We start from the raw sequence: 20496 nt of genomic DNA on the forward strand, positions 1-20496 counted from the left end.
TAGTCCTGCGGCATGGCCACCGATCGACTCCTGGACGGCCGGCTCAAGATCCGGCATCTCGTGCTCGTCACCACCATCGCCGACGAGGGCACGCTCGTGCGCGCCGCCGAGGCGCTGCACATCACCCAGCCCGTCGTGACCCGCGGGCTCCGCGAGGCCGAGGAGATCCTCGGGGTGCCGTTGTTCGAGCGGTTGCCGCGGGGTGTGACGCCGACCGAGTACGGCCGTCCGTTCATCGAGCGCGCCAGGTCGGTGCTCGCCGAGCTCCGCGTCGCGGGCGAGGAGGTGCGGCTGCTGCAGTCGGGCCAGCTCGGCACCGTGACGGTCGGCACGCACCTCGCGGGCTCGAACCTGCTGCTGCCGAGGGCGATCGCCGGGCTCAAGCGGGAGCACCCGCGACTCACCGTCGTCGTGCGCGAGGGCACGCCCGACACCCTGCAGCAGCTGCTTCTCGCGGGCGACCTCGACCTCACCGTCGGCCGGCTCTCGTCGAGCGTGCCGGTCAGGCTCGAGCAGGAGCGGCTGCACCAGGAGCCGATCCGGCTCGTCGCGAGGGCGGGGCATCCCGTGCACCATCGTTCGACCGCGCTCGCCGACCTCGTCGCGTACCCGTGGATCTTCCCCGTCGCCCAGACGGCGCTGCGCGCCGAGCTCGAGGCCGTGTTCTTCCACGAGGGGCTGCCGCTGCCCGCCGACCGCGTCGAGTGCACCTCGATGCTGACGCTGCGGAACCTGCTCGTGACGACCGACGTCATCGCGGCGCTGCCGATGTTCATCGCGGTCGACGACAAGGAGCTGCGCCTCCTGCCGACGGCGCTGAGCTCGATCCGGCGGTCCGTCGGGGTCACGATGCCGAAGGACCGCGCGCCGTCGGCCGCCGCGGCGGCGCTGCTCGCCCACCTGCGGGAGGAGGGTGCCCGGCTCGCCGAGTTCGAGCGCGAGCACGCGCACTCCGCGGGTTGATGAACGCTGGGCGATATGCCCGATTGGTCATGGCTCCGAGCCGTATTGATATTGGACAGCATCGCTGGATCGGATGACGCTGAATCTACGGCGCCCCCGCGTCGTCACGATCCCACTCACCTGCTGCCAATGGAGGCGACATGGCCGGCTCTCCCTACGTTCCCGACGCGAAGAAGTACCGCCCCGAGGACTTCGAGCGGGTGGCCGGCGAGCCGGCGGACCCCGACCCCGCGAGCTGGGGCATGCAGCCCGACGGCACCTTCCTGCCGCCGGCCTCGACCCCCTCGGTCCCGCGCGACGTGTTCGTCGACTGGCCCGGCCAGCTCGACTACCGCGACCCCGAGACCTACGCCCTCAACGCGCAGGCCGAGGCGTTCTACCCGATCGTCGTCAACACGAGCCACTCGTGGCAGTGCATCTACGACGTCGACGGCACCCGATACATGCTGCACTACGGCGGCGGCAACCACTGGAAGCTCTACGACATCACCGACCCGCGCGACCTGAAGATCGTCGACGAGGAGCAGTGGGGCTGGACCGACCCCCGCCCGCAGTTCGGCGCGACCACCGTGCAGTGGAACGAGCAGCTCGGCAAGCACATCGCCATCCAGGCCAGCGAGACCCCGCGCTACTTCCTCAAGGGGCGCGTCGCCAACAAGTGGACCGACGACACCGTCGAGGGGCAGCTGCTGGAGTGGGAGGGCCTGCGCGGCTTCCGCACCTGGGAGATGAACGGGCCGAGCCCGCGCGACTGGACGCTGCTCACCGAGATCTCGACGGACCCGAACCACGGGCCGGACGAGATCCAGGAGGGCAACGGCGTACTCGACCTGCCCGTCTACTACGGCGACAAGTACCTCTTCGTCGCGACGGCCCCCGACAACACCTTCACGAACCAGCCGTACAGGACGACGCTGTGGGCCGCCGGCCACGCCGCCTACGACGTCTCCGACCCGGCGAACCCCGAGCTGCTCTCGCAGTGGTGGGTGCCCGGCACCCGCGCGGGTGAGGAGGACGACTCCGAGGTCCTCGCCGGCAACGACCGGTGGAACAACAAGACGAGCTGGTTCGGCTCGCGCATGGGTGTGTTCATGCCGCGCTCGGTCGAGTCGGGCTGGAAGTACGGCTACGCCGCCCAGGGTGGCCAGGGCTTCTTCGTGCTCGACGTCTCGGACCCGGCGAACATCCACCACGTCGGATGGTGCGAGCTGCCCACGAGCGTCGCCGGCACGGAGGGCGACAACGTCGACACGACGCAGGTCGAGGAGACCGGCTACGTCTACGTCTCGGGCTACCCGATGAACACCGACTGCTACGAGCCGGCGAAGGAGATCTACCAGGTCGACGTCAGCGACCCGACCAACCCGCGGGTCGTGCGCACCCTGCCCCGGCCGCTTCCGCCGGCCGAGGCCGCCTTCACCGACTGGGCGCAGCGCCGAGGGTCGTTCGGGCCGAAGCGCTCGGGCTACTTCACGAACACCGGCACCCCGCACGGCGGCGTGATCCCCTACGCGTTCTACGCGGCGGGGCTGCAGATCTTCGACGTCCGCGACCCCGAGGACCCGAAGGTCGGCGCCTACTTCGTGCCGCCGATGGGCCTCAAGGACGACGACGACCTCGCAGCGCCGGTGCACGGCATCTTCGTCGAGTGGGACCGCAACCTGATCTGGCTCTTCGCGAACCACGGCATCTACGCCGTGTCGACGCCCCTGCTGGGCGAGCCCGTCACCGGCCTGCCCGACGCGGGCGCCGCCGCCGCGAGCTAGTCGGCTCAGAGACATCCCCCTGTGAGAGCCGACCCGTGCGAAAGCCGACCATGAACCAGACCGCCAGGCCCTGGCCCGCCCTGTGGGCGCTCGTCATCGGGTTCTTCATGATCCTCGTCGACACGACGATCGTGTCGATCGCGAACCCGGCGATCCTCGAGGACCTCGACGCCGACCTGACCTCGGTGATCTGGGTGACGAGCGCGTACCTGCTCGCCTACGCCGTTCCGCTGCTGATCACGGGCCGCCTCGGCGACCGGTTCGGCCCCAAGCGGGTCTACCTCGTGGGGCTGGTCGTGTTCACGCTCGCCTCGCTGTGGTGCGGGCTCTCGGGCGAGATCGCGCTGCTGATCGCGGCGCGCGCCCTGCAGGGATTCGGCGCCGCCCTCATGACCCCGCAGACGATGGCCGTGATCACCCGCGTCTTCCCGCCCCAGCAGCGCGGCGCGGCGATGGGCCTCTGGGGCTCGGTCGCGGGGGTCGCGACGCTCGTCGGCCCGATCCTCGGCGGCGTGCTCGTCGACTCCCTCGGCTGGCAGTGGGTGTTCTTCGTCAACGTGCCCGTCGGCATCGTCGCCTTCGTCGCCGCGTGGCGACTCGTGCCCGACCTCGAGACGCGGGCGCACCGCTTCGACTGGCTGGGCGTCGTGCTGAGCGCGGTCGGCATGTTCCTCGTGGTGTTCGGCATCCAGGAGGGGCAGACGTACGACTGGGGCACGATCGCGGGCCCGGTCACCGTGTGGGGCATGATCGTCGCCGGCATCGTGGTGCTCGCCGGGTTCGTGGTCTGGCAGGCGTTCAACCGGGCCGAGCCGCTGCTGCCGCTCGGGCTCTTCCGCGACCGCAACTTCTCGCTCTCGAACGTCGCGATCTCGCTCGTCGGACTCGCGATGACGGCCATGCCGCTGCCGCTCGCGTTCTACTTCCAGGTGGCGCGCGGGCTCACGCCGACGCAGGCGGCGCTCATGCTCATCCCGATGGCCGTGATCTCGGGCGTGCTCGCGCCGCTCGTCGGCCGGCTCAGCGATCGGGTGGACCCGAAGTGGGTGTCGCTCGCCGGGCTCTCGACGTCGGCGCTCGCGCTGTCCTGGTACAGCGCCCTCATGGGCCCGGATGTCTCGCTCGGGCTGCTGCTCCTGCCGTCGGCCGTGCTCGGGCTCGGCATCTCGGGGGTCTTCGCCCCGCTCGCGTCGACGGCGACCCGCAACCTGCCGCGCGACCAGGCGGGTGCCGGGTCCGGCGTGTACACGATGACCCGCCAGGTCGGGTCGGTGCTCGGCTCGGCCGCGATCGCCGCGCTCATGAGCCTCACGCTCGCGGCGCAGCTGCCGGGCTTCGACGCCGACGCGGCCCGGGCGGGCGGGGGAGCGCTGCCGGCCGGGCTCGCGGGCGGGTTCTCGGCCGCGATGTCGCAGTCGCTGCTGCTCGCGGTCGCCGGGTTCGTGGTGTGCGCCGGGGTCGTGGCGTTCTTCGCGAAGCCGAAGGTCACCGTCGGATGGGGCGAGCGAACGTCGGCGTCGCAGTCGGCGACCACGACGGCCGCGACATCCGGCAGCACCGCCGTCTCGACCTCGGGCGCCGAGCACTGATGGCCGTCGCAACGCCTCGCTGAGGCATCCGCACCGTTCTTCTGGATCCTGAATACGAAACCGAAGGAGGCCGTCAGTGACGACGCCGCACCCCACGACCGCAGCAGACGGAGGCGGACGCCTGATCGTCGACGGCCTCGAGAAGCACTACTCGCTCGACGGTGCCGACGTGCCCGTCGTCAAGGGCGTGACCTTCACGATCGAGCCCGGCACGTTCACGTCGCTGCTCGGCCCCTCGGGCTGCGGCAAGACGACCACGCTGCGGTGCGTCGCCGGGCTCGAGACGAGCAACGGCGGAACCATCTCGCTCGACGGCAGGGTGCTCTCGACCGCGTCGTCGCACGTCTCGCCCGACAAGCGCGACGTCGGCATGGTCTTCCAGAACTACGCGATCTGGCCGCACATGAGCGTCTTCGCCAACGCGGTGTTCCCGCTGCAGGTGTCGGGCAGCCGGCTGCCGAAGCAGGAGGCGAGGAAGCGCGCGATGGAGGCGCTCGAGCTCGTGCAGCTCGACGGCTACGCGCACCGGCCCGCGACCGCCCTCTCGGGCGGGCAGCAGCAGCGCCTCGCGCTCGCCCGCGCGCTCGCCCACCGGCCCAAGCTGCTGCTGCTCGACGAGCCGCTCTCGAACCTCGACGCGAAGCTCCGCGACACCATGCGCAACGAGCTGCGCCGGCTGCAGCAGCAGCTCGGCATCACCGCGCTCTACGTCACGCACGACCAGTCGGAGGCGCTGTCGATGTCGGACCGGGTCGCGGTCATGAACGGGGGCCGCATCGTGCAGGAGGCGACGCCGCGCGAGCTCTACTACCAGCCGGCCGACCGCTTCGTCGCCGACTTCGTGGGACGGGTCAACATGATCCCTGCGGTCGTGCAGGGGCGCGACGCGAACGGCGACGCGATCGTCTCGGCGTTCGGCACGAAGCTCGTAACCCCCTGCCCGGCCGAGCTCGGCACGGGCAGCGAGGTCACCGTCACCTTCCGGCCCGAGAGCGTGCGCTGGCACGAGACCGCGCCCGACCGGCCGAACGTGCTGCCCGCCAGGGTCGTGCGCGTCGAGTTCCTCGGCGAGATCGTCGAGGTCGAAGTCGAGGTGCTCGACGGGCAGGGCGTCGCCGGCACGCTCGTCGCGCGCGGCGCGCCCCTCGACTCGCCCGCGAACGGGAGCTCGGTGTTCATCGAGCTCGCGCCCCCGGCGTGCCGCGTGCTCGCCGACTAGGAGTTCCACCCGATTCACCCCACCCACCGAGATCCACGTCAGAGAGGACATCCGGATCATGAGAACACCCACAGCACGAGGCGGACTCATCGCCCTCGCCGCGACCGGCATGCTGCTGCTCAGCTCGTGCAGCACGCCGTCGTCGACCCCCCAGGCCATCGAACCCTCCGGCGACGCCGCGAAGGCCGGCGCGTGCGAGTCGGTCGAGGTCGGCCCCGTCACCCGCTGCGAGAACTTCTACGACGACCTCTGGCCCGCGATCGACGAGCAGATGGACGCGCTCTACGAGCAGGCGAAGGAGACCGACGGGGGTCGCCTCGTCATCTGGGACTGGTACGAGCTCTCGCCCGAGGTCATCGCGGAGTTCAACAAGAAGTACCCCGACCTCACGATCGAGACGCAGGGCCTCACCTACAACCTGTCGTCGGCGATCATCTCGGCGAAGGCCACCGGCGCCCGCAACACCGACGTCATCTCGGGGTCGATCGTCTCGTCGGCCGCGATGACCGACGAAGGCTACTGGGCCGACGTGGACTGGACGAAGTTCGGCGTGCCCGAGGAGTTCCTGACGCTCGGCTCGACCGGCATGCTGCCCGACAGCATCAACGGCTCGCTCATGCAGGTCAACACCGACAAGGTCGAGGCGCCGCCCACGCTCGAGGGCCTGCTCGACCCGGAGTACGAGGGCAAGGTCTCGGTCGCGAGCTACAACGCGAACGTGTTCTCGGGCGTCGGCATGGCCGACGGCGAAGACGCGATGGTCGACCTCATCGACGAGCTGAAGTCTTCGGGCACCCTGCAGGTGCTCGAAGACCAGGACTCGCCGCTCTCGAACGGCGACGTGCCGATCGCGCTCGGTCAGACCCTCTTCAACCCGAACCCGAGCCTCACGGTGCAGCCCTACGAGGACGGACCCGTCTTCGCGCAGTTCTCGGGCGTGAACGTCGACGCGAAGAACCAGGCCGGTGCGATGCTCTGGGTGCTCTGGAACGCGTACAACCCCGACTGGCTGCACCTGCGCATGACCGACGAGCAGTTCTCGACGACGCAGGTGCCCTACGCGGGCCTGCCGTCGACGGTCTTCGACGAGGCGACCGGCCTCATGAAGACGAACGCCGACGCACTGCTCGAGGGACTCGACGGCACGACGAACATCGAGTCGCCCGACAACCGCGACGAGTGGATCGCGATGATCAACGCCGCCGACGCGGCACTGAACGGCTAAGGACATGTCGACGGCAGGACGGACCACGGAGGTCGGGCGCACCCGGCCGACCGGAATGAAGATCGCGACGGTCATCGCGGGAGCGGTGATCTTCCTCCTCCTCGCGATCCCGCTGGCCGTGCAGGTGATCACGGCGTTCCGCGGTCCGTTCCTGCCGTTCGGCGTGTCGACGGCGAAGTGGTCGGCCGACAACTTCGTCACCCTGTGGGAGCTCCGCGAGGACTTCTGGGCCGTGCTCGGCTCGACCGCCGTCTTCGTCGGCGGCTCGACGATCATCTCGCTGCTGCTGGCCTTCGGCCTCGCCTGGGTGACGGTGCGCACCGACGTGCCGTTCCGGCGGGTGATCTCGGTGCTCGTCGTCGTGCCGTTCATCATCCCGCCCATCGTGAAGGCGCAGGCGTACCAGCTGATGCTCTCGCCCGAGTCGGGCGTGCTGAACCAGCTGCTGCGGCTGCTGCCGGGCGACCTCGTCATCGACCCGTACTCGTTCGCGACGATGACCGTCGTGCAGTCGCTCACGAACGTGACGTTCCCGTTCCTCATGATCGTGCCGATCCTCACGTCGATGGACGGCTCGCTCGAGGAGTCGGCGCGGGTCTCGGGAGCGTCGTGGGGCCAGACCCTCAGGCGCGTCACCCTGCCGATGCTCTGGCCGGGCCTGCTCGGCGTCGCGGTGCTGACCGGAATCCTCGGCCTCGGCAGCCTCGAGATCCCGCTGCTGTTCGGCCAGGAGGCGGGCAAGAACATCTTCGCCCTCAAGCTCTGGAACCTCATCAGCGCGGGTGCCGGCGAGCTGCCGCAGTACGGACTCGCCGCGGCATGGGGATGCGTGTTCCTCGTCATCACGACGATCGCCTTCGTGATCTACCTCCGCGCCACCCGCAGTGCCGAGCGCCGCGCCTCGATCTCGGGCAAGGGCTTCAGGCCGACGATCATGAAGCTCGGCGCGTGGAAGGTCCCGGTGCTCGTCGCCGTCTTCGTCTTCGTGCTGCTCACCGCGATCCTGCCGATGTTCGCGCTGCTCTGGTCGGCGATCACGCCGTACCCGATCGCGTTCTCGTTCGAGGCGCTCGCGTCGCAGACGCAGTGGGGCGCCTTCGGCGAGGTGCTCGCCGACCCCGAGTTCTGGGCGTCGCTCGGCCGCACGCTCCTCATCGCGGGCGCGAGCGCCACGATCGCGTGCGTCGCCGCGACCGTGCTCGCCTACGGCATCGCGCGGGGCCGTCGCACCGGCTGGTCGAAGGGCATGGACCTCTTCGCCTCGTCGTCGGTCGCGATCCCGGCGGTCATCGCGGGCTTCGCGATGTTCCTCACCTTCCTCGTGATCAACCCGGTGATCCCGCTGGCCGGCACCATCGTGGCGCTCGTGATCGCCTATTCGTACCGGGTCTCGATCGCGTACCGCTCGGGCTACAGCGCGACCCTGCAGATCCGCAAGGAGCTCGAGGAGGCCGCGCTCGTGAGCGGCGCGAGCCCGCTCGAGGGCTTCCGCCGGGTGGTCGTGCCGCTGCTGCTGCCGACGGTCTTCGCGGTGTGGATCCAGATGTTCATCCTCGGCACCAACGAGTTCACGCTGCCGGCGTTCCTCGCGACGCCCGAGTCGCGCCCGCTCTCGGTCTACATGTACGCCATGATCAGCCCGCGGTCGGCGCAGCTCTACCAACCCGACCAGGGCGCGGCGATGGCGCTCATCTTCACGCTGCTCGTGTTCGCGATCGGCTACGGACTGCAGTGGGCGGTGTCGCTGCGGGCGATCGGGCGCGCCCGGCGTCGCCTGACGATCCCCGGCCTCGGCACGCGCGCCATCGCAGCGGTGCCGAACGACCCGCCGGCGCCCGCGACCCGCGCGGTCGCCGCGCAGGGGCTCGAGGAGCAGCGCGAGCTCGTCTCCGTCGCCGAGTAGCGACGGCGTTCGCCGCCCCAGTCGAGAGCGCACTCCCCGCCCGTCAACGGGCTGCGAGGGCACGTTCGGCGAGACCCCGGACGAGAGTGCAGGAGCTTTCGGGGGCGCGGCGGCGTGTCGGGGCTCGGCGCGCCGCACGGCGCCCGGAAGTTCCTGCATTCCGGATTCAGGCGGATGCCTCTGCGTGAGGTCGCTCACTTGTACGTCGTGGCGAAGAAGGTGCCCCTGACCGTACACCGCGGCCCTGAGGCATCTACGGCTCTCGACCTAGCATCGACGCATCACGCCACCGTCGTCACTTGCATCGGAGCAGACATGACCCTCGTCGACACCCCGGCCACCACGACCGGAGGCCCCGCCCTCACCCAGGAGCGCCGCCTCGTCACCGCCATCCCCGGACCCCGCTCGCAGGAGCTGATGAACCGCAAGGCCGCGGCCGTCGCCGCGGGCGTGGGCCACACCCTGCCGATCTCGGTCGTCGCCGCGGGCGGCGGCGTCGTCGTCGACGCCGACGGCAACTCGCTCATCGACCTCGGCTCGGGCATCGCCGTGACCGGCGTCGGCAACTCGGCCCCCCGCGTCGTCGAGGCCGTGAGCGCGCAGCTGGGCGCCTTCACGCACACCTGCTTCACCGTCTCGCCGTACGAGGGCTACGTCGCCGTCGCCGAGAAGCTCAACGAGCTCACCCCCGGCGACCACGAGAAGCGCTCGGCCCTCTTCAACTCGGGCGCCGAGGCCGTCGAGAACGCGATCAAGATCGCGCGCCACTACACGAAGAAGCAGGCCGTCGTCGCCTTCGACCACGCCTACCACGGCCGCACGAACCTCACCATGGGGCTCACCGCGAAGAACATCCCGTACAAGAACGGCTTCGGCCCGTTCGCCCCCGAGGTGTACCGCGCCCCGCTCAGCTACCCCTTCCGCGACGGCGGCCTCGACGGCCGAGAGGCCGCGGCCCGCGCGATCACCATGATCGAGAAGCAGATCGGCGCCGAGAACCTCGCCGCGATCATCATCGAGCCCATCCAGGGCGAGGGCGGCTTCATCGTGCCCGCCGCCGGGTTCCTCCCCGCGCTCGTCGAGTGGGCGACGGCGAACGGCGTCGTCTTCATCGCCGACGAGGTGCAGACGGGCTTCGCCCGCACCGGCGCCTGGTTCGCGAGCGAGCACGAGGGCATCGTGCCCGACGTCATCGTCACCGCCAAGGGCATCGCGGGCGGCCTGCCGCTCTCGGCCGTCACCGGCCGCGCCGAGATCATGGACTCCGCCATGGCGGGCGGCCTCGGCGGCACCTACGCCGGCTCGCCCATCGCCTGCGCCGCCGCACTCGCGACGATCGAGACCTACGAGCAGGACGGCCTCGTCGAGCGCGCGAAGGAGATCGGCTCGGTGCTCATCGGCCGCCTCAACGCGCTGCGCACGGCCGACCCGCGCATCGGCGACGTCCGCGGCCGCGGCGCGATGGTCGCGATCGAGCTCGTCGACCCCGCCACCGGCGCCCCCGACGCCGCGCTCACGAACAAGGTCGCGAAGTTCGCGCACGAGCAGGGCGTCATCCTGCTCACGTGCGGCACCTACGGCAACGTGATCCGCTTCCTGCCGCCGCTCACCATCTCCGACGAGCTGCTCGTCGAGGGCCTGGGCGTCGTGGCCGAGGGGCTCAAGCAGGCATGAGCACCTTGATCGACAGCGCCGTCGCCCACCCCGTCTCGCACGAGGCATCCGCCCCCATCGCGACGCCCCTCACCGACGCGCGCTCGCAGCTGGCCGAGGCCATCGCGCTGCTCGGGTTCTCGGAAGGCACCCACCAGATGCTCGCGACCCCGCGTCGCGAGCTCACGGTGAGCGTGCCGCTGCGCCGCGACTCGGGCGAGACCGTGCTCTTCACGGGCTACCGCGTGCAGCACAACTTCAGCCGCGGCCCCGCCAAGGGCGGCCTGCGCTACGCGCCGAACGTCGACATCGACGAGGTGCGCGCGCTCGCCATGTGGATGACCTGGAAGTGCGCCCTGCTCGACGTGCCGTACGGCGGCGCGAAGGGCGGCATCGCGATCGACCCCCGCGAGCACTCCAAGGCCGAGCTCGAGCGCGTGACCCGTCGCTACACGAGCGAGATCCTGCCGATCATCGGCCCGGAGCGCGACATCCCCGCGCCCGACATCGGAACCGACGAGCAGACGATGGCCTGGATCATGGACACCTACTCCGTGAACAGCGGCTACACGGTGCCCGGCATCGTGACCGGCAAGCCCATCGCGCTCGGCGGTTCCCAGGGGCGTGCGAGCGCGACCAGCCGTGGTGTCACGCACATCGCGCTCGCCGCCCTCCGTCACGCCGGCATCACGCCGTCGCAGGCGACCGGCGCCGTGCAGGGCTTCGGCAAGGTCGGCGCCGACGCGGCGCGCTTCCTCGCCGAGGCGGGCGTCAAGGTGCAGGCCGTGAGCGACCAGTACGGCGCGGTCTTCAACGCGGCCGGCCTCGACATCGAGGCGCTCAGCGCCCACGTGCGCGAGACCGGTGCGGTCGTCGGCTTCGCCGGCGCCGAGGAGCTCGACGGCTCGGCGCTGCTGCAGCTCGAGGTCGACCTGCTCGTGCCCGCCGCGGTCGAGGGCGTGCTGCACGAGAACAACGCCGCCGACGTCCGGGCGAAGGTCATCGTCGAGGGCGCCAACGGCCCCACCACCCCGGCGGCCGACCGCATCATGCGCGAGCGCGGCATCCTCGTCGTCCCCGACATCCTCGCGAACGCGGGCGGCGTCATCGTCTCGTACTTCGAGTGGGTGCAGGCCAACCAGGCGTACTGGTGGCGCGTCGACGAGGTCGAGGCCAGACTGGAGGAGCGGATGCTCAGCGCGTGGCAGCACGTGCTCGGCTACGCGACCTCGCGGGGCCTGTCGCTTCGCACCGCCGCCACCGCCCTCGCGGTCGAGCGCGTCGCCGAAGCGCACAAGCTGCGCGGCCTCTACCCCTGATCGATGCGTCGCCCACGCCACGCAATCATCGAACGGAAAGCACACACATGACGAACGCAACGCTCGAAGCCTCGGTGCTCGACAAGGTCGAGGCCCGGCTCTTCATCGGCGGCCAGTGGGTCGAGGCCGAGGGCGGCAAGACCCTCGCGGTCGCCGACCCGGCCACCGGTGAGACCATCAAGGAGATCGCCGACGCCTCGGTCGCCGACGGCAAGAAGGCCCTCGACGCGGCCGTCGCCGCGCAGGACGCGTGGGCGGCGACCGCCCCCCGCGAGCGCGGCGAGCTGCTGCGCCGCGCCTTCGACCTGCTCCAGGAGCGCAAGGAGGAGTTCGCGCTCCTCATGACGCTCGAGATGGGCAAGCCGCTCGCCGAGGCGCGCGGCGAGGTCGCCTACGGCGGCGAGTTCCTCCGCTGGTTCAGCGAGGAGGCCGTGCGCATCTCGGGCCGCTACGGCCTGAACCCCGAGGGCACCGGTCGCATGATCGTCTCGCAGCGCCCGGTCGGACCGTCGTTCTTCATCACGCCGTGGAACTTCCCGCTCGCGATGGCGACCCGCAAGATCGCGCCCGCGCTCGCGGCCGGCTGCACCGTCGTGATCAAGCCCCCGGCACTCACGCCGCTCACGACCATCGCGTTCGTGCAACTGCTCGAAGAGGTCGGCCTGCCGGCCGGCGTCGTCAACGTCATCGCGACGTCGACCTCGTCGAAGGTCTCGGGCCCGATCATCGCCGACCCGCGCCTGCGCAAGCTCTCCTTCACGGGGTCGACCGAGGTCGGCCGCAGCCTCATGAAGGAGGCCGCCCAGGGCATCCTCCGCACCTCGATGGAGCTCGGCGGCAACGCGCCGTTCGTCGTCTTCGAGGACGCCGACCTCGACAAGGCGGTCGACGGCGCGATGCTCGCGAAGTTCCGCAACATCGGCCAGGCCTGCACCGCGGCGAACCGCTTCATCGTGCACGAGTCGGTCGCCGCCGAGTTCTCGAAGCGCGTCGCCGAGCGCGTGGCCGCCTTCAAGGTCGGCCGCGGCACCGAGGACGGCGTGGGCATCGGCCCGCTCATCGACGACAAGGCGGTCGCCTCGACCGACGAGCTCGTCCAGGACGCGGTCGGCAAGGGCGCGAAGGTCCTCACCGGCGGCACCGTCATCGACGGTGCGGGCTCGTTCTACGCGCCCACCGTGCTCGGCGACGTGTCGGCCGACGCGCGACTGCTGCGCGAGGAGATCTTCGGGCCGGTGCTCGGCATCACGACGTTCTCGACCGAGGACGAGGCGGTGCACCTCGCCAACAACACCGAGTACGGCCTCGTCTCCTACGTGTTCACGCAGGACCTCGCACGCGGCCACCGCATGATCGACCGCCTGGCGACCGGCATGATGGGCCTCAACACGGGCCTCGTGTCGAACGCGGCCGCCCCCTTCGGCGGCATCAAGCAGTCGGGCATCGGCCGCGAGGGCGGCCTCGAGGGCATCCACGAGTACCTCGACACGAAGTACACGCTCATCCCGGTGGGCTGAGCGACGCGGGCGGATGCCGCGGCCTCGCGCTGCGGCATCCGCCTTCGTATTTTCCTCACTTTTCAGCGACGTGTGTGGGAAGGTGGGCGTAGCCGCGCCCGGAAACGGGCGTCTCCGCCCCTGCGTGCCCGCACCTCCTTCTGAACAGCGATCACAGCGCGAGTCTCGCGCGAGCAAGAAAGAAGCATCATGGAACGCATCGATACCGACGTGGTCATCGTGGGCGCCGGCGCGGCCGGCCTCACCGCCGCGAACAGGCTCAAGGACGCCGGCGAGTCGGTCGTCGTGCTCGAGGCCCGCGATCGCATCGGCGGCCGCCTCTGGACCGACGACATCGACGGCGCCATGCTCGAGATCGGCGGCCAGTGGGTCTCGCCCGACCAGGACGCCCTGATCGAGACGATCGAGGAACTCGGCCTCGAGACCTACTCGCGCTACCGCGAGGGTGAGAACGTCTACATCGCGGAGGACGGCGAGCGCCGCCTCTTCGAGGGCGAGATCTTCCCCGTGCCGGCGAAGACCGAGGGCGAGATCGTCGGCCTCATCGAGAAGCTCGACGAGCTCGTCGCCGAGATCGACCCCGACGCCCCGTGGGCGCACCCGCGCGCCAAGGAGCTCGACGAGGTCTCGTTCGCCGAGTGGCTCGGCACCCAGACCGACGACGAGGAGGCGAAGCTCAACATCGGCATGTTCATCGCCGGTGCGATGCTCACGAAGCCCGCGCACGCGTTCTCCGCGCTCCAGGCCCTCCTCATGGCCGCCTCGGCCGGCTCGTTCTCGCACCTCGTCGACGCCGACTTCATCCTCGACCAGCGCGTCGTGGGCGGCCTGCAGCAGGTGCCGATCGGCCTCGCCGCGAAGCTCGGCGACCGGGTTCGCCTGAACCAGGCCGTGCGCACGCTGCGCTGGAACCCCGAGCACCCCGACCAGGGCGTCGTCGCCGTGACCGACTCGCTCGAGGTGCACGCGAAGCGCGTCATCCTCGCCGTGCCGCCGATCCTCTACAGCCGCATCTCGTACGAGCCGCCGCTGCCCCGTCGCCAGCACCAGCTGCACCAGCACATCTCGATGGGCTTCGTCATCAAGGTGCACGCCGTCTACGACCGCCCGTTCTGGCGCGAGCAGGGCCTGTCGGGCACCGCGTTCAGCCCCTACGAGCTGTGCCACGAGGCGTACGACAACACGAACCACGGCGACCCCCGCGGCACGCTCGTCGGCTTCGTCTCCGACGAGGAGGCCGACGCCGTGTTCAAGCTCGGCGCCGACGAGCGCAAGGCCGCGATCCTCGAGTCGCTGTCGCACTACTACGGCCCAGAGGCCCTGAACCCCGTCGTCTACTACGAGAGCGACTGGGGCAGCGAGGAGTGGACCCGCGGCGCCTACGCGGCGAGCTTCGACATGGGCGGTCTCGCCCGCTACGGCGCCGACCTCCGCAAGAACGTCGGGCCGATCCACTTCGCGTGCTCCGACCTGGCCGGCAAGGGCTACCAGCACGTCGACGGCGCGATCCGCATGGGCCGCCTCGTCGCCGAGCAGATCCTCGCGGCCTGAGCGCCGAGCCGTCCCGTGCTCCGGGGCCGCGAGGCCCCGGAGCACAGCAACACTGAAGCGGAGACCCGCATGACCGAATCCCTGCGCATCGTCGTCGGCTACACGGCCGACGACTCGGGCGCCGACGCGCTCGCGCTCGGCGCACGCATCGCCGCGGCGACCGAGGCGTTCCTCGAGGTCGTCATGGTGCTGCCGATCGAGGCCCGCGGCGGCGTCGTGCCCCGCGACCCCGGGTACGAGCGCCACGTCAAGGAGCGGTCGCAGGGCTGGCTCGCCGAGGCGAGTGCGCGGCTCGGCGACGACATCGCCCAGTCGCTGCACATCCGCTACGCGGACTCGTTCGCCGAGGGCCTGCTCGCCGCGGCGCACGAGTTCGGCGCGGCGCTCATCGTCGTCGGGGCCGCGCGCGGGGGCCTCCTCGGCCGCTCGCGCATCGGCTCGGTCGCGAGCGCCCTGCTGCACTCCTCCGACGTGCCCGTCGCGCTCGCACCCTCGGGCTCGCGCGAGGTCGCGACCGCCCAGGGCATCACCCGCATCACCGCCGCGATCGGACTGCGCGCCGGGGCGAGCGCCGTGCTCGAGGCATCCGTTCGCCTGGGCCGTGCCGCGCACGCGCCGCTGCGCCTCGTGTCGCTCGTGCCGATCGACCTGCCCTCGGGCATGGACGAGGAGCTCGCCGACCTCACGTCGACCGCCCACGCCGAGGAGGTGCTGCTCGCCGCGAAGCGGGCGCTGCCCGCCGGCGTCGACGCGACCGTCTCGACCGCGACGGGCTCGAGCATCGAGGAGTCGGTGCGCGCGCTCGAGTGGCACGCCGGCGAGATCGTGCTCGTCGGATCCAGCCGGCTCGCGACCCCGAGCCGCCTCTTCCTCGGGTCGACCGGCTCGAAGATGCTCCGCGAACTGCCGGTGCCGATGATCGTCGTGCCGCGCCCCACCGACTGAGAGACCCCGTATGTCGCAACACCAACAGCACGAGCGCGCAGCGCAGGCGGCCACGCCCGCACACGCGAGCACCCACCCGCACGAGCACCATACCGAACCGCACGCGCCGCTCACGACCGCGAGCGCGATGGTCGACGGCACCGACCCGGGCCTCACGAAGAAGGGCCTGTCGGCCGGCTCGGTGGGCCTCATCGGCGCGATCGTCATCGGCATCTCGTGCATCGCCCCGGCGTACACGCTGACCGGCGCGCTCGGTCCGACCGTCGCGGAGGTCGGCACGCAGCTGCCCGCGATCTTCCTGCTCGGGTTCATCCCGATGCTGCTCGTCGCGTTCGGCTACCGCGAGCTCAACAGCGCGATGCCCGACTCGGGCACCTCGTTCACCTGGGCGACCCGGGCCTTCGGGCCGTGGCTCGGCTGGATGGGCGGCTGGGGCCTCATCGCCGCAACGGTGGTGGTGCTCTCGAACCTCGCGGGCATCGCGGTCGAGTTCTTCTACCTCGCGGTCTCGCAGGTGGTCGGCTTCTTCGGCGGGGACGCCGCGGCGGTCGCCGACCTCGTCGGCAACCCGTTCGTCAACGTCGCGACCTGCCTCGTGTTCATCCTCGGCGCCACGCTCATCTCGTACCGCGACATGCAGACGACGCAGAAGGTGCAGTACTGGCTCGTCGGCTTCCAGCTGCTCGTGATGATCGCCTTCGGCGTCGCCGCGTTCTGGCATGTCGCGAACGGCACCGCGTTCGATGCGACCCCGGTCGAGCTCAGCTGGTTCAACCCGTTCGAGGTCGGGTCGTTCTCGGCCGTCGTCGCGGGCCTCTCGGTCTCGCTGTTCGTGTTCTGGGGCTGGGACGTCACGCTCACGATGAACGAGGAGACGAAGGGCTCGCGAACGACGCCGGGCAAGGCGGCGACCCTCACGGTCTCGATCGTCGTCGCGATCTATCTGTTCGTCGCGATGGGCGCGCTCGCGTTCGCCGGTGTCGGCACCTCGGGCGTCGGCCTCGGCAACGAGGAGATCCAGGAGAACGCGTTCTTCTACCTCGCGGGGCCCGTCCTCGGCCCGCTCGCGATCTTCATGTCGATCGCCGTGCTGTCGAGCTCGGCGGCCTCGCTGCAGTCGACCTTCGTTTCGCCCGCGCGCACGCTGCTCGCGATGGGCCACTACGGCGCACTGCCGCAGAAGTTCGCGACCGTCAGCCCCCGCTTCTTCACACCCGGCTACGCGACCGTGGTCGCGGCGATCGTCGCGGCGGTGTTCTACACGATCATGCGGTTCGTCAGCGACGAGGTGCTGTGGGACACGATCCAGACGCTCGGCATGATGATCTGCTTCTACTACGGCATCACGGCGTTCGCGTGCGTGTGGTTCTTCCGCAGGACGCTCTTCGCGAGTGCGCGCAACGTGTTCTTCCGGCTGATCGCCCCGCTCGTCGGCGGCACGATCCTCGCGGTGCTCTTCTTCACGACGCTCATCGACAGCATGGACCCGGCCTACGGCTCGGGCTCGAACATCTTCGGCCTCGGCCTCGTGTTCGTGCTCGGCATGGTGATCCTGCTGTCGGGCGTCGTCGTCATGTTCTGGCAGCGCTGGAAGCGCCCGGCCTACTTCCGCGGCGAGACGCTCTCGCGCGCGGTCGCGGAGGACTGACTCGACTCGCCCTCGAGCCGGTTCCTCCGAGCGCACGACGAGGCCGCACCCTGCGACACCAGGGTGCGGCCTCGTTCTGTTCGCCCTACGCCTCGTAGGCGGTGCGGCCGGCGACGACGGTGCGGATGACTCGGGCGTCGAGCAGCGCGGGCGCGCCGGCCTCGAACGGGTCGAGGTCGAGCACGGCGAAGTCGGCGGCGAGCCCTGCGGCGAGCCGGCCGCGTTCGTCCTCCTCGCGGATCGACGCGGCGGCGTCGCGCGTCGCGTGGCCGAGGGCCTCGGCGAGCGGCAGCGCGAACTCGGGCGCGTACGCGGGCAGCGACGGGTCGAGCGCCGACTTGCGGGTCGTCGCGATGTAGAGGTTCGGCAGCGCGAGGTGCGGCGCGGTCGGCGCGTCGGTCGAGAACGCGAGCAGGGCGCCCGCGTCGCGGTACTCGGGCCACGCGAAGCCGCGGTCGACGCGGTCGTCGCCGAGGCGGGCCATCCAGTTGTCCATGATCGACGGGTCGCAGTGCACGGGCTGCATCGATGCGGTGACGCCGAGCCGCGCCATCCGCTCGGCCGTGCCGGGCGCCGCGTACTCGAGGTGCTCGACGCGGTGCCGGCGCGGGCGGTCGCCGGGCCGGTCGCCGTTGACCTCGATCGCGTGCTCGATCGCGTCGAGCGCCGACGAGCTCGCGGCATCCCCGATGGCGTGCAGTGCGACCTGCAGGCCCGCGGCGTCGGCCGCGGCGACCACGGGGGCCATCTGCTCGTAGGGCCAGATCGGGTCGGCGTTCGATCCGTCGGCGTACGGCGACTGCATGGCGGCTGTGCAGGCGTCGATCACGCCGTCGGTGATGAGCTTGATGCCGGCGATGCGGAGCCACGGGGTGCCGCCGCCCTGCGCGAGCTCCACGGCGCGGGCGACCTGCGCGAGGTTCTCGGCGTCGTCGCCCGTGTTGTCGATGAGCCAGTACCCGACGAGGTGGAACGGCAGCCCGCCGCGGCGGGCGACGACGCGTTCGAACGACGCGAGCTCGCGCTCCCCGAACGCCATGTCGGCCGCTCCGGTGACGCCCGTCGCGAGGTAGGCGTCGAGCGCGCGCTCGACGGCGTCGTCGCGGTCGGCGTCGGTGGCGACCTCGGCGAGGTGGGCCCAGACGTAGTACTGCGAGGCCGTCTCGTACAGCATGCCGTCGGGCTCGCCGTCGGCGTCGCGGCCGATGCGGCCGCCGAGCGGATCGGGGGTGTCGCGCGTGATGCCGAGCTCGGCGAGGGCGGCCGAGTTGACCCAGGTCGAGTGCAGGTCGTTCGCGTCGAGGTAGACGGGCACGTCGTCGACGACCTCGTCGATCATCTGCCGGGTGGGCGAGCCGCCGGGCACCGAGTCGAACAGCCACGAGACGCCGAGCAGGCGGGGCGCGTCGGGCGCGGCATCCCGTGCAGCCCGCAGCCGCGCCTGGATCTCGCCGAGGTCGCGGGCGTCGCGCAGCTGCACCCGGCCGAGTGCGTCGCCGAGCATGTGCAGGTGGGTGTGCACGTCGAGGAAGCCGGGCACGACGAGCCGGCCGCCGAGGTCGAGCACCTCCGCGTCGGGGCCCGCCGCCGAGGCGGCGGTCGCGGCATCCCCGACGAAGGCGAGCGACTCGCCGTCGACGACGAGCGCCTCGGCCCACTCGGCCCCGTCGCCGGGGCGGTTCGCGGTGAAGATGCGGGCATTGGTGACGAGCGTGCGACTCACGCGGTGACCTCCTGGGTCTGGGCGGATGCCTCGGGCGACGCGCCGGCCGGCGGGCCGGCCTCTGCGCGCTGGAGGCGGGTGGACAGGCGGGCGACGGCGACCGCCGGAACCGCGAGCACGAAGCTCGCGACGCCGAGTGCGACGACGAAGCCCTGGTAGCCGAGCGCCTCGACGAGCGCGGCCCCGATGACCGGGGTCAGGCTCGAGCCGACGAGGTAGACGGCGAGCAGGGGTCCCGACCACCGGCCGTCGGCGTCGAGCGCGGCCGAGGTCGAGACGAAGTACATGAAGGCGAGGGCGTAGACCGTGTTCCAGGCGATGAACACGACGATGAACGACGTCTCGTCGGTCGTGAAGCCCTCCACGATCTTCAGGATGCCACCGAGTGCGAGCAGGATGCCGAGCGGGAGCGCGCGTCCGAAGCGGTCGCCGACGATCATGAGCAGCACCGACCCGACGAGCCCGCCCGCGGTCGCGCCGCTGAGTGCGAGGCCGAGACCGGCGTCGGTGAGCCCGGCCTGCTCGGCGCCCATGACGCCGGCCATCGCCCAGAGCGAGTCCTCGCTCGCCGCCCAGAGCGCGAACGTCACGAGCAGCACGAACCCGGCGATCGTGACGAGGCGCGTCGTCGCGGGGCTCCGCTCGGGCAGGGCGCGCACGACGCCGGTCGGCGGCACCTCGACGGGCACCGCCTCGGCGACCGCGGCGCCGGCCTGCGGCGCGTGCACGGGCGCGGCGGGCAGCCAGCCGCTCACCGCGAGTGCGGCGAGGCTGAAGAGCGCGAGCGCGCCGAACACGTCGATCGGGGCGAGCCCGACGAGCGGGATGACGAGGAGCACGATCGTGATGACGCCGCGGTTCGCGAGGCCGTTGAAGCCCGCGACCCGGTCGGGGTTGCGGAAGGCCGCGATGGCCGCGCCCGCCGCGGCGACCGCGCCGCCGGCGCCGGCGCCGCCGACGAGCAGTCCGCCGACGACGACGCCGGGCTCGGGCACGAGCGCCGCTGCACCGAAGCCGACGACGCCCAGCACGAGCCCGGCGCGGGCGACGAGCAGCCGGCGCGGTCCGGCGCAGAGCGGCGCCGCAGCGAGGCCGACGATCGCGGTCGCCAGCAGGGCGCCCGTGACGATCCAGCTCGCGGTGAGCACGTCGGCGTCGAGCGCCGACTGCAGCGCCGTGATCATGTAGGGCGAGAGGTTGACGCCGAGGTAGCCGGCGATGGCGATCGCGAAGGTCGCGGTCGCGGTGGGCGGGCGCAGCGGAACGCGTGCGCTGAGGTCGGAGTGCGACATCGGGGCTCCGGTGGGGGATCGGGGCACTTCGGCGTGCCGGGGATGACGCGGCCGGGGGCAGCCGCTTAAATGAATGGTGTTCGTTTATTATGCACGGGGCGGCCCGATCCGCAACCCTCGGCCCGAGGCATCCGCGTAGGCTGACCTGATTGCCCGATGACGTCCGATCACGGACGACCGACC

General features: G+C 71.2%; 14 protein-coding genes. 12 read left to right on the top strand and 2 right to left on the bottom strand.

Annotated features, from left to right (window positions below; genetic code table 11):
• The first annotated feature begins 12 nt into the window (after positions 1-12).
• The 12 genes from PX701_RS10235 (at position 13) to PX701_RS10290 (ending at position 17298) form a co-directional block, all read left to right on the top strand.
• On the top strand, positions 13-963 hold the full coding sequence (locus PX701_RS10235) for a LysR substrate-binding domain-containing protein (protein ID WP_275506225.1): 951 nt from the start codon (positions 13-15) through the stop codon (positions 961-963).
• Positions 964-1103: 140 nt separating this feature from the next.
• Positions 1104-2729 (top strand): LVIVD repeat-containing protein, encoded by a 1626-nt coding sequence (locus PX701_RS10240; protein ID WP_231428676.1) that lies wholly within the window; start codon positions 1104-1106, stop codon positions 2727-2729.
• A 50-nt stretch (positions 2730-2779) separates the two neighbouring features.
• A complete protein-coding gene (locus tag PX701_RS10245) occupies positions 2780-4318 on the top strand; it encodes a DHA2 family efflux MFS transporter permease subunit (protein ID WP_275506226.1) in 1539 nt (512 codons plus the stop codon).
• 76 nt (positions 4319-4394) lie between these two features.
• Complete coding sequence (locus PX701_RS10250; RefSeq protein WP_275506227.1) at positions 4395-5537, top strand: ABC transporter ATP-binding protein; 1143 nt, start codon at positions 4395-4397, stop codon at positions 5535-5537.
• Positions 5538-5595: 58 nt separating this feature from the next.
• On the top strand, positions 5596-6762 hold the full coding sequence (locus PX701_RS10255; protein ID WP_275506228.1) for a type 2 periplasmic-binding domain-containing protein: 1167 nt from the start codon (positions 5596-5598) through the stop codon (positions 6760-6762).
• A 4-nt stretch (positions 6763-6766) separates the two neighbouring features.
• Complete coding sequence (locus PX701_RS10260; protein ID WP_275506229.1) at positions 6767-8665, top strand: ABC transporter permease; 1899 nt, start codon at positions 6767-6769, stop codon at positions 8663-8665.
• A 315-nt stretch (positions 8666-8980) separates the two neighbouring features.
• Positions 8981-10339, top strand: a complete 1359-nt coding sequence (gabT, locus tag PX701_RS10265; RefSeq protein WP_275506230.1) for a 4-aminobutyrate--2-oxoglutarate transaminase — start codon at positions 8981-8983, stop codon at positions 10337-10339.
• Positions 10336-11637 (top strand): Glu/Leu/Phe/Val family dehydrogenase, encoded by a 1302-nt coding sequence (locus PX701_RS10270; protein ID WP_275506231.1) that lies wholly within the window; start codon positions 10336-10338, stop codon positions 11635-11637. The genes gabT and PX701_RS10270 overlap by 4 nt, the downstream gene beginning before the upstream one ends.
• Before the next feature lie 47 nt (positions 11638-11684).
• The gene (locus tag PX701_RS10275; RefSeq protein WP_231428669.1) at positions 11685-13154 is read left to right on the top strand and encodes an NAD-dependent succinate-semialdehyde dehydrogenase; all 1470 of its coding nucleotides are present in this window, start codon (positions 11685-11687) and stop codon (positions 13152-13154) included.
• A 189-nt stretch (positions 13155-13343) separates the two neighbouring features.
• On the top strand, positions 13344-14705 hold the full coding sequence (locus PX701_RS10280; RefSeq protein ID WP_231428668.1) for a flavin monoamine oxidase family protein: 1362 nt from the start codon (positions 13344-13346) through the stop codon (positions 14703-14705).
• Positions 14706-14774: 69 nt separating this feature from the next.
• The gene (locus PX701_RS10285; RefSeq protein WP_231428667.1) at positions 14775-15650 is read left to right on the top strand and encodes a universal stress protein; all 876 of its coding nucleotides are present in this window, start codon (positions 14775-14777) and stop codon (positions 15648-15650) included.
• Between the two features lie 127 nt (positions 15651-15777).
• Positions 15778-17298 carry an APC family permease gene (locus PX701_RS10290; protein ID WP_275506783.1) on the top strand — a complete coding sequence of 507 codons (1521 nt, stop codon included), beginning with the start codon at positions 15778-15780 and terminating at the stop codon, positions 17296-17298.
• An 85-nt stretch (positions 17299-17383) separates the two neighbouring features.
• Here the strand turns inward: PX701_RS10290 and PX701_RS10295 are convergent, their stop codons facing one another.
• Both PX701_RS10295 and PX701_RS10300 read right to left on the bottom strand, forming a co-directional pair.
• Positions 17384-19021, bottom strand: a complete 1638-nt coding sequence (locus PX701_RS10295; protein WP_275506232.1) for an amidohydrolase — start codon at positions 19019-19021, stop codon at positions 17384-17386.
• Positions 19018-20313 (bottom strand): MFS transporter, encoded by a 1296-nt coding sequence (locus PX701_RS10300; RefSeq protein ID WP_275506233.1) that lies wholly within the window; start codon positions 20311-20313, stop codon positions 19018-19020. Before PX701_RS10300 ends, PX701_RS10295 begins: the two co-directional genes overlap by 4 nt.
• Positions 20314-20496: the final 183 nt, after the last annotated feature.

It is taken from the genome of Agromyces chromiiresistens (genome assembly GCF_029167465.1).
Classification (GTDB): Bacteria; Actinomycetota; Actinomycetes; order Actinomycetales; family Microbacteriaceae; genus Agromyces; species Agromyces chromiiresistens.

Bases quoted from the DNA above. Each gene is read 5' to 3' on its own strand.
- PX701_RS10235 (WP_275506225.1), top strand. From the start codon at position 13: ATGGCCACCGATCGACTCCTGGACGGCCGGCTCAAGATCCGGCATCTC.
- PX701_RS10240 (WP_231428676.1), top strand. From the start codon at position 1,104: ATGGCCGGCTCTCCCTACGTTCCCGACGCGAAGAAGTACCGCCCCGAG.
- PX701_RS10245 (WP_275506226.1), top strand. From the start codon at position 2,780: ATGAACCAGACCGCCAGGCCCTGGCCCGCCCTGTGGGCGCTCGTCATC.
- PX701_RS10255 (WP_275506228.1), top strand. From the start codon at position 5,596: ATGAGAACACCCACAGCACGAGGCGGACTCATCGCCCTCGCCGCGACC.
- PX701_RS10260 (WP_275506229.1), top strand. From the start codon at position 6,767: ATGTCGACGGCAGGACGGACCACGGAGGTCGGGCGCACCCGGCCGACC.
- gabT (WP_275506230.1), top strand. From the start codon at position 8,981: ATGACCCTCGTCGACACCCCGGCCACCACGACCGGAGGCCCCGCCCTC.
- PX701_RS10270 (WP_275506231.1), top strand. From the start codon at position 10,336: ATGAGCACCTTGATCGACAGCGCCGTCGCCCACCCCGTCTCGCACGAG.
- PX701_RS10275 (WP_231428669.1), top strand. From the start codon at position 11,685: ATGACGAACGCAACGCTCGAAGCCTCGGTGCTCGACAAGGTCGAGGCC.
- PX701_RS10280 (WP_231428668.1), top strand. From the start codon at position 13,344: ATGGAACGCATCGATACCGACGTGGTCATCGTGGGCGCCGGCGCGGCC.
- PX701_RS10285 (WP_231428667.1), top strand. From the start codon at position 14,775: ATGACCGAATCCCTGCGCATCGTCGTCGGCTACACGGCCGACGACTCG.
- PX701_RS10290 (WP_275506783.1), top strand. From the start codon at position 15,778: ATGGTCGACGGCACCGACCCGGGCCTCACGAAGAAGGGCCTGTCGGCC.
- PX701_RS10300 (WP_275506233.1), bottom strand. From the start codon at position 20,313: ATGTCGCACTCCGACCTCAGCGCACGCGTTCCGCTGCGCCCGCCCACC.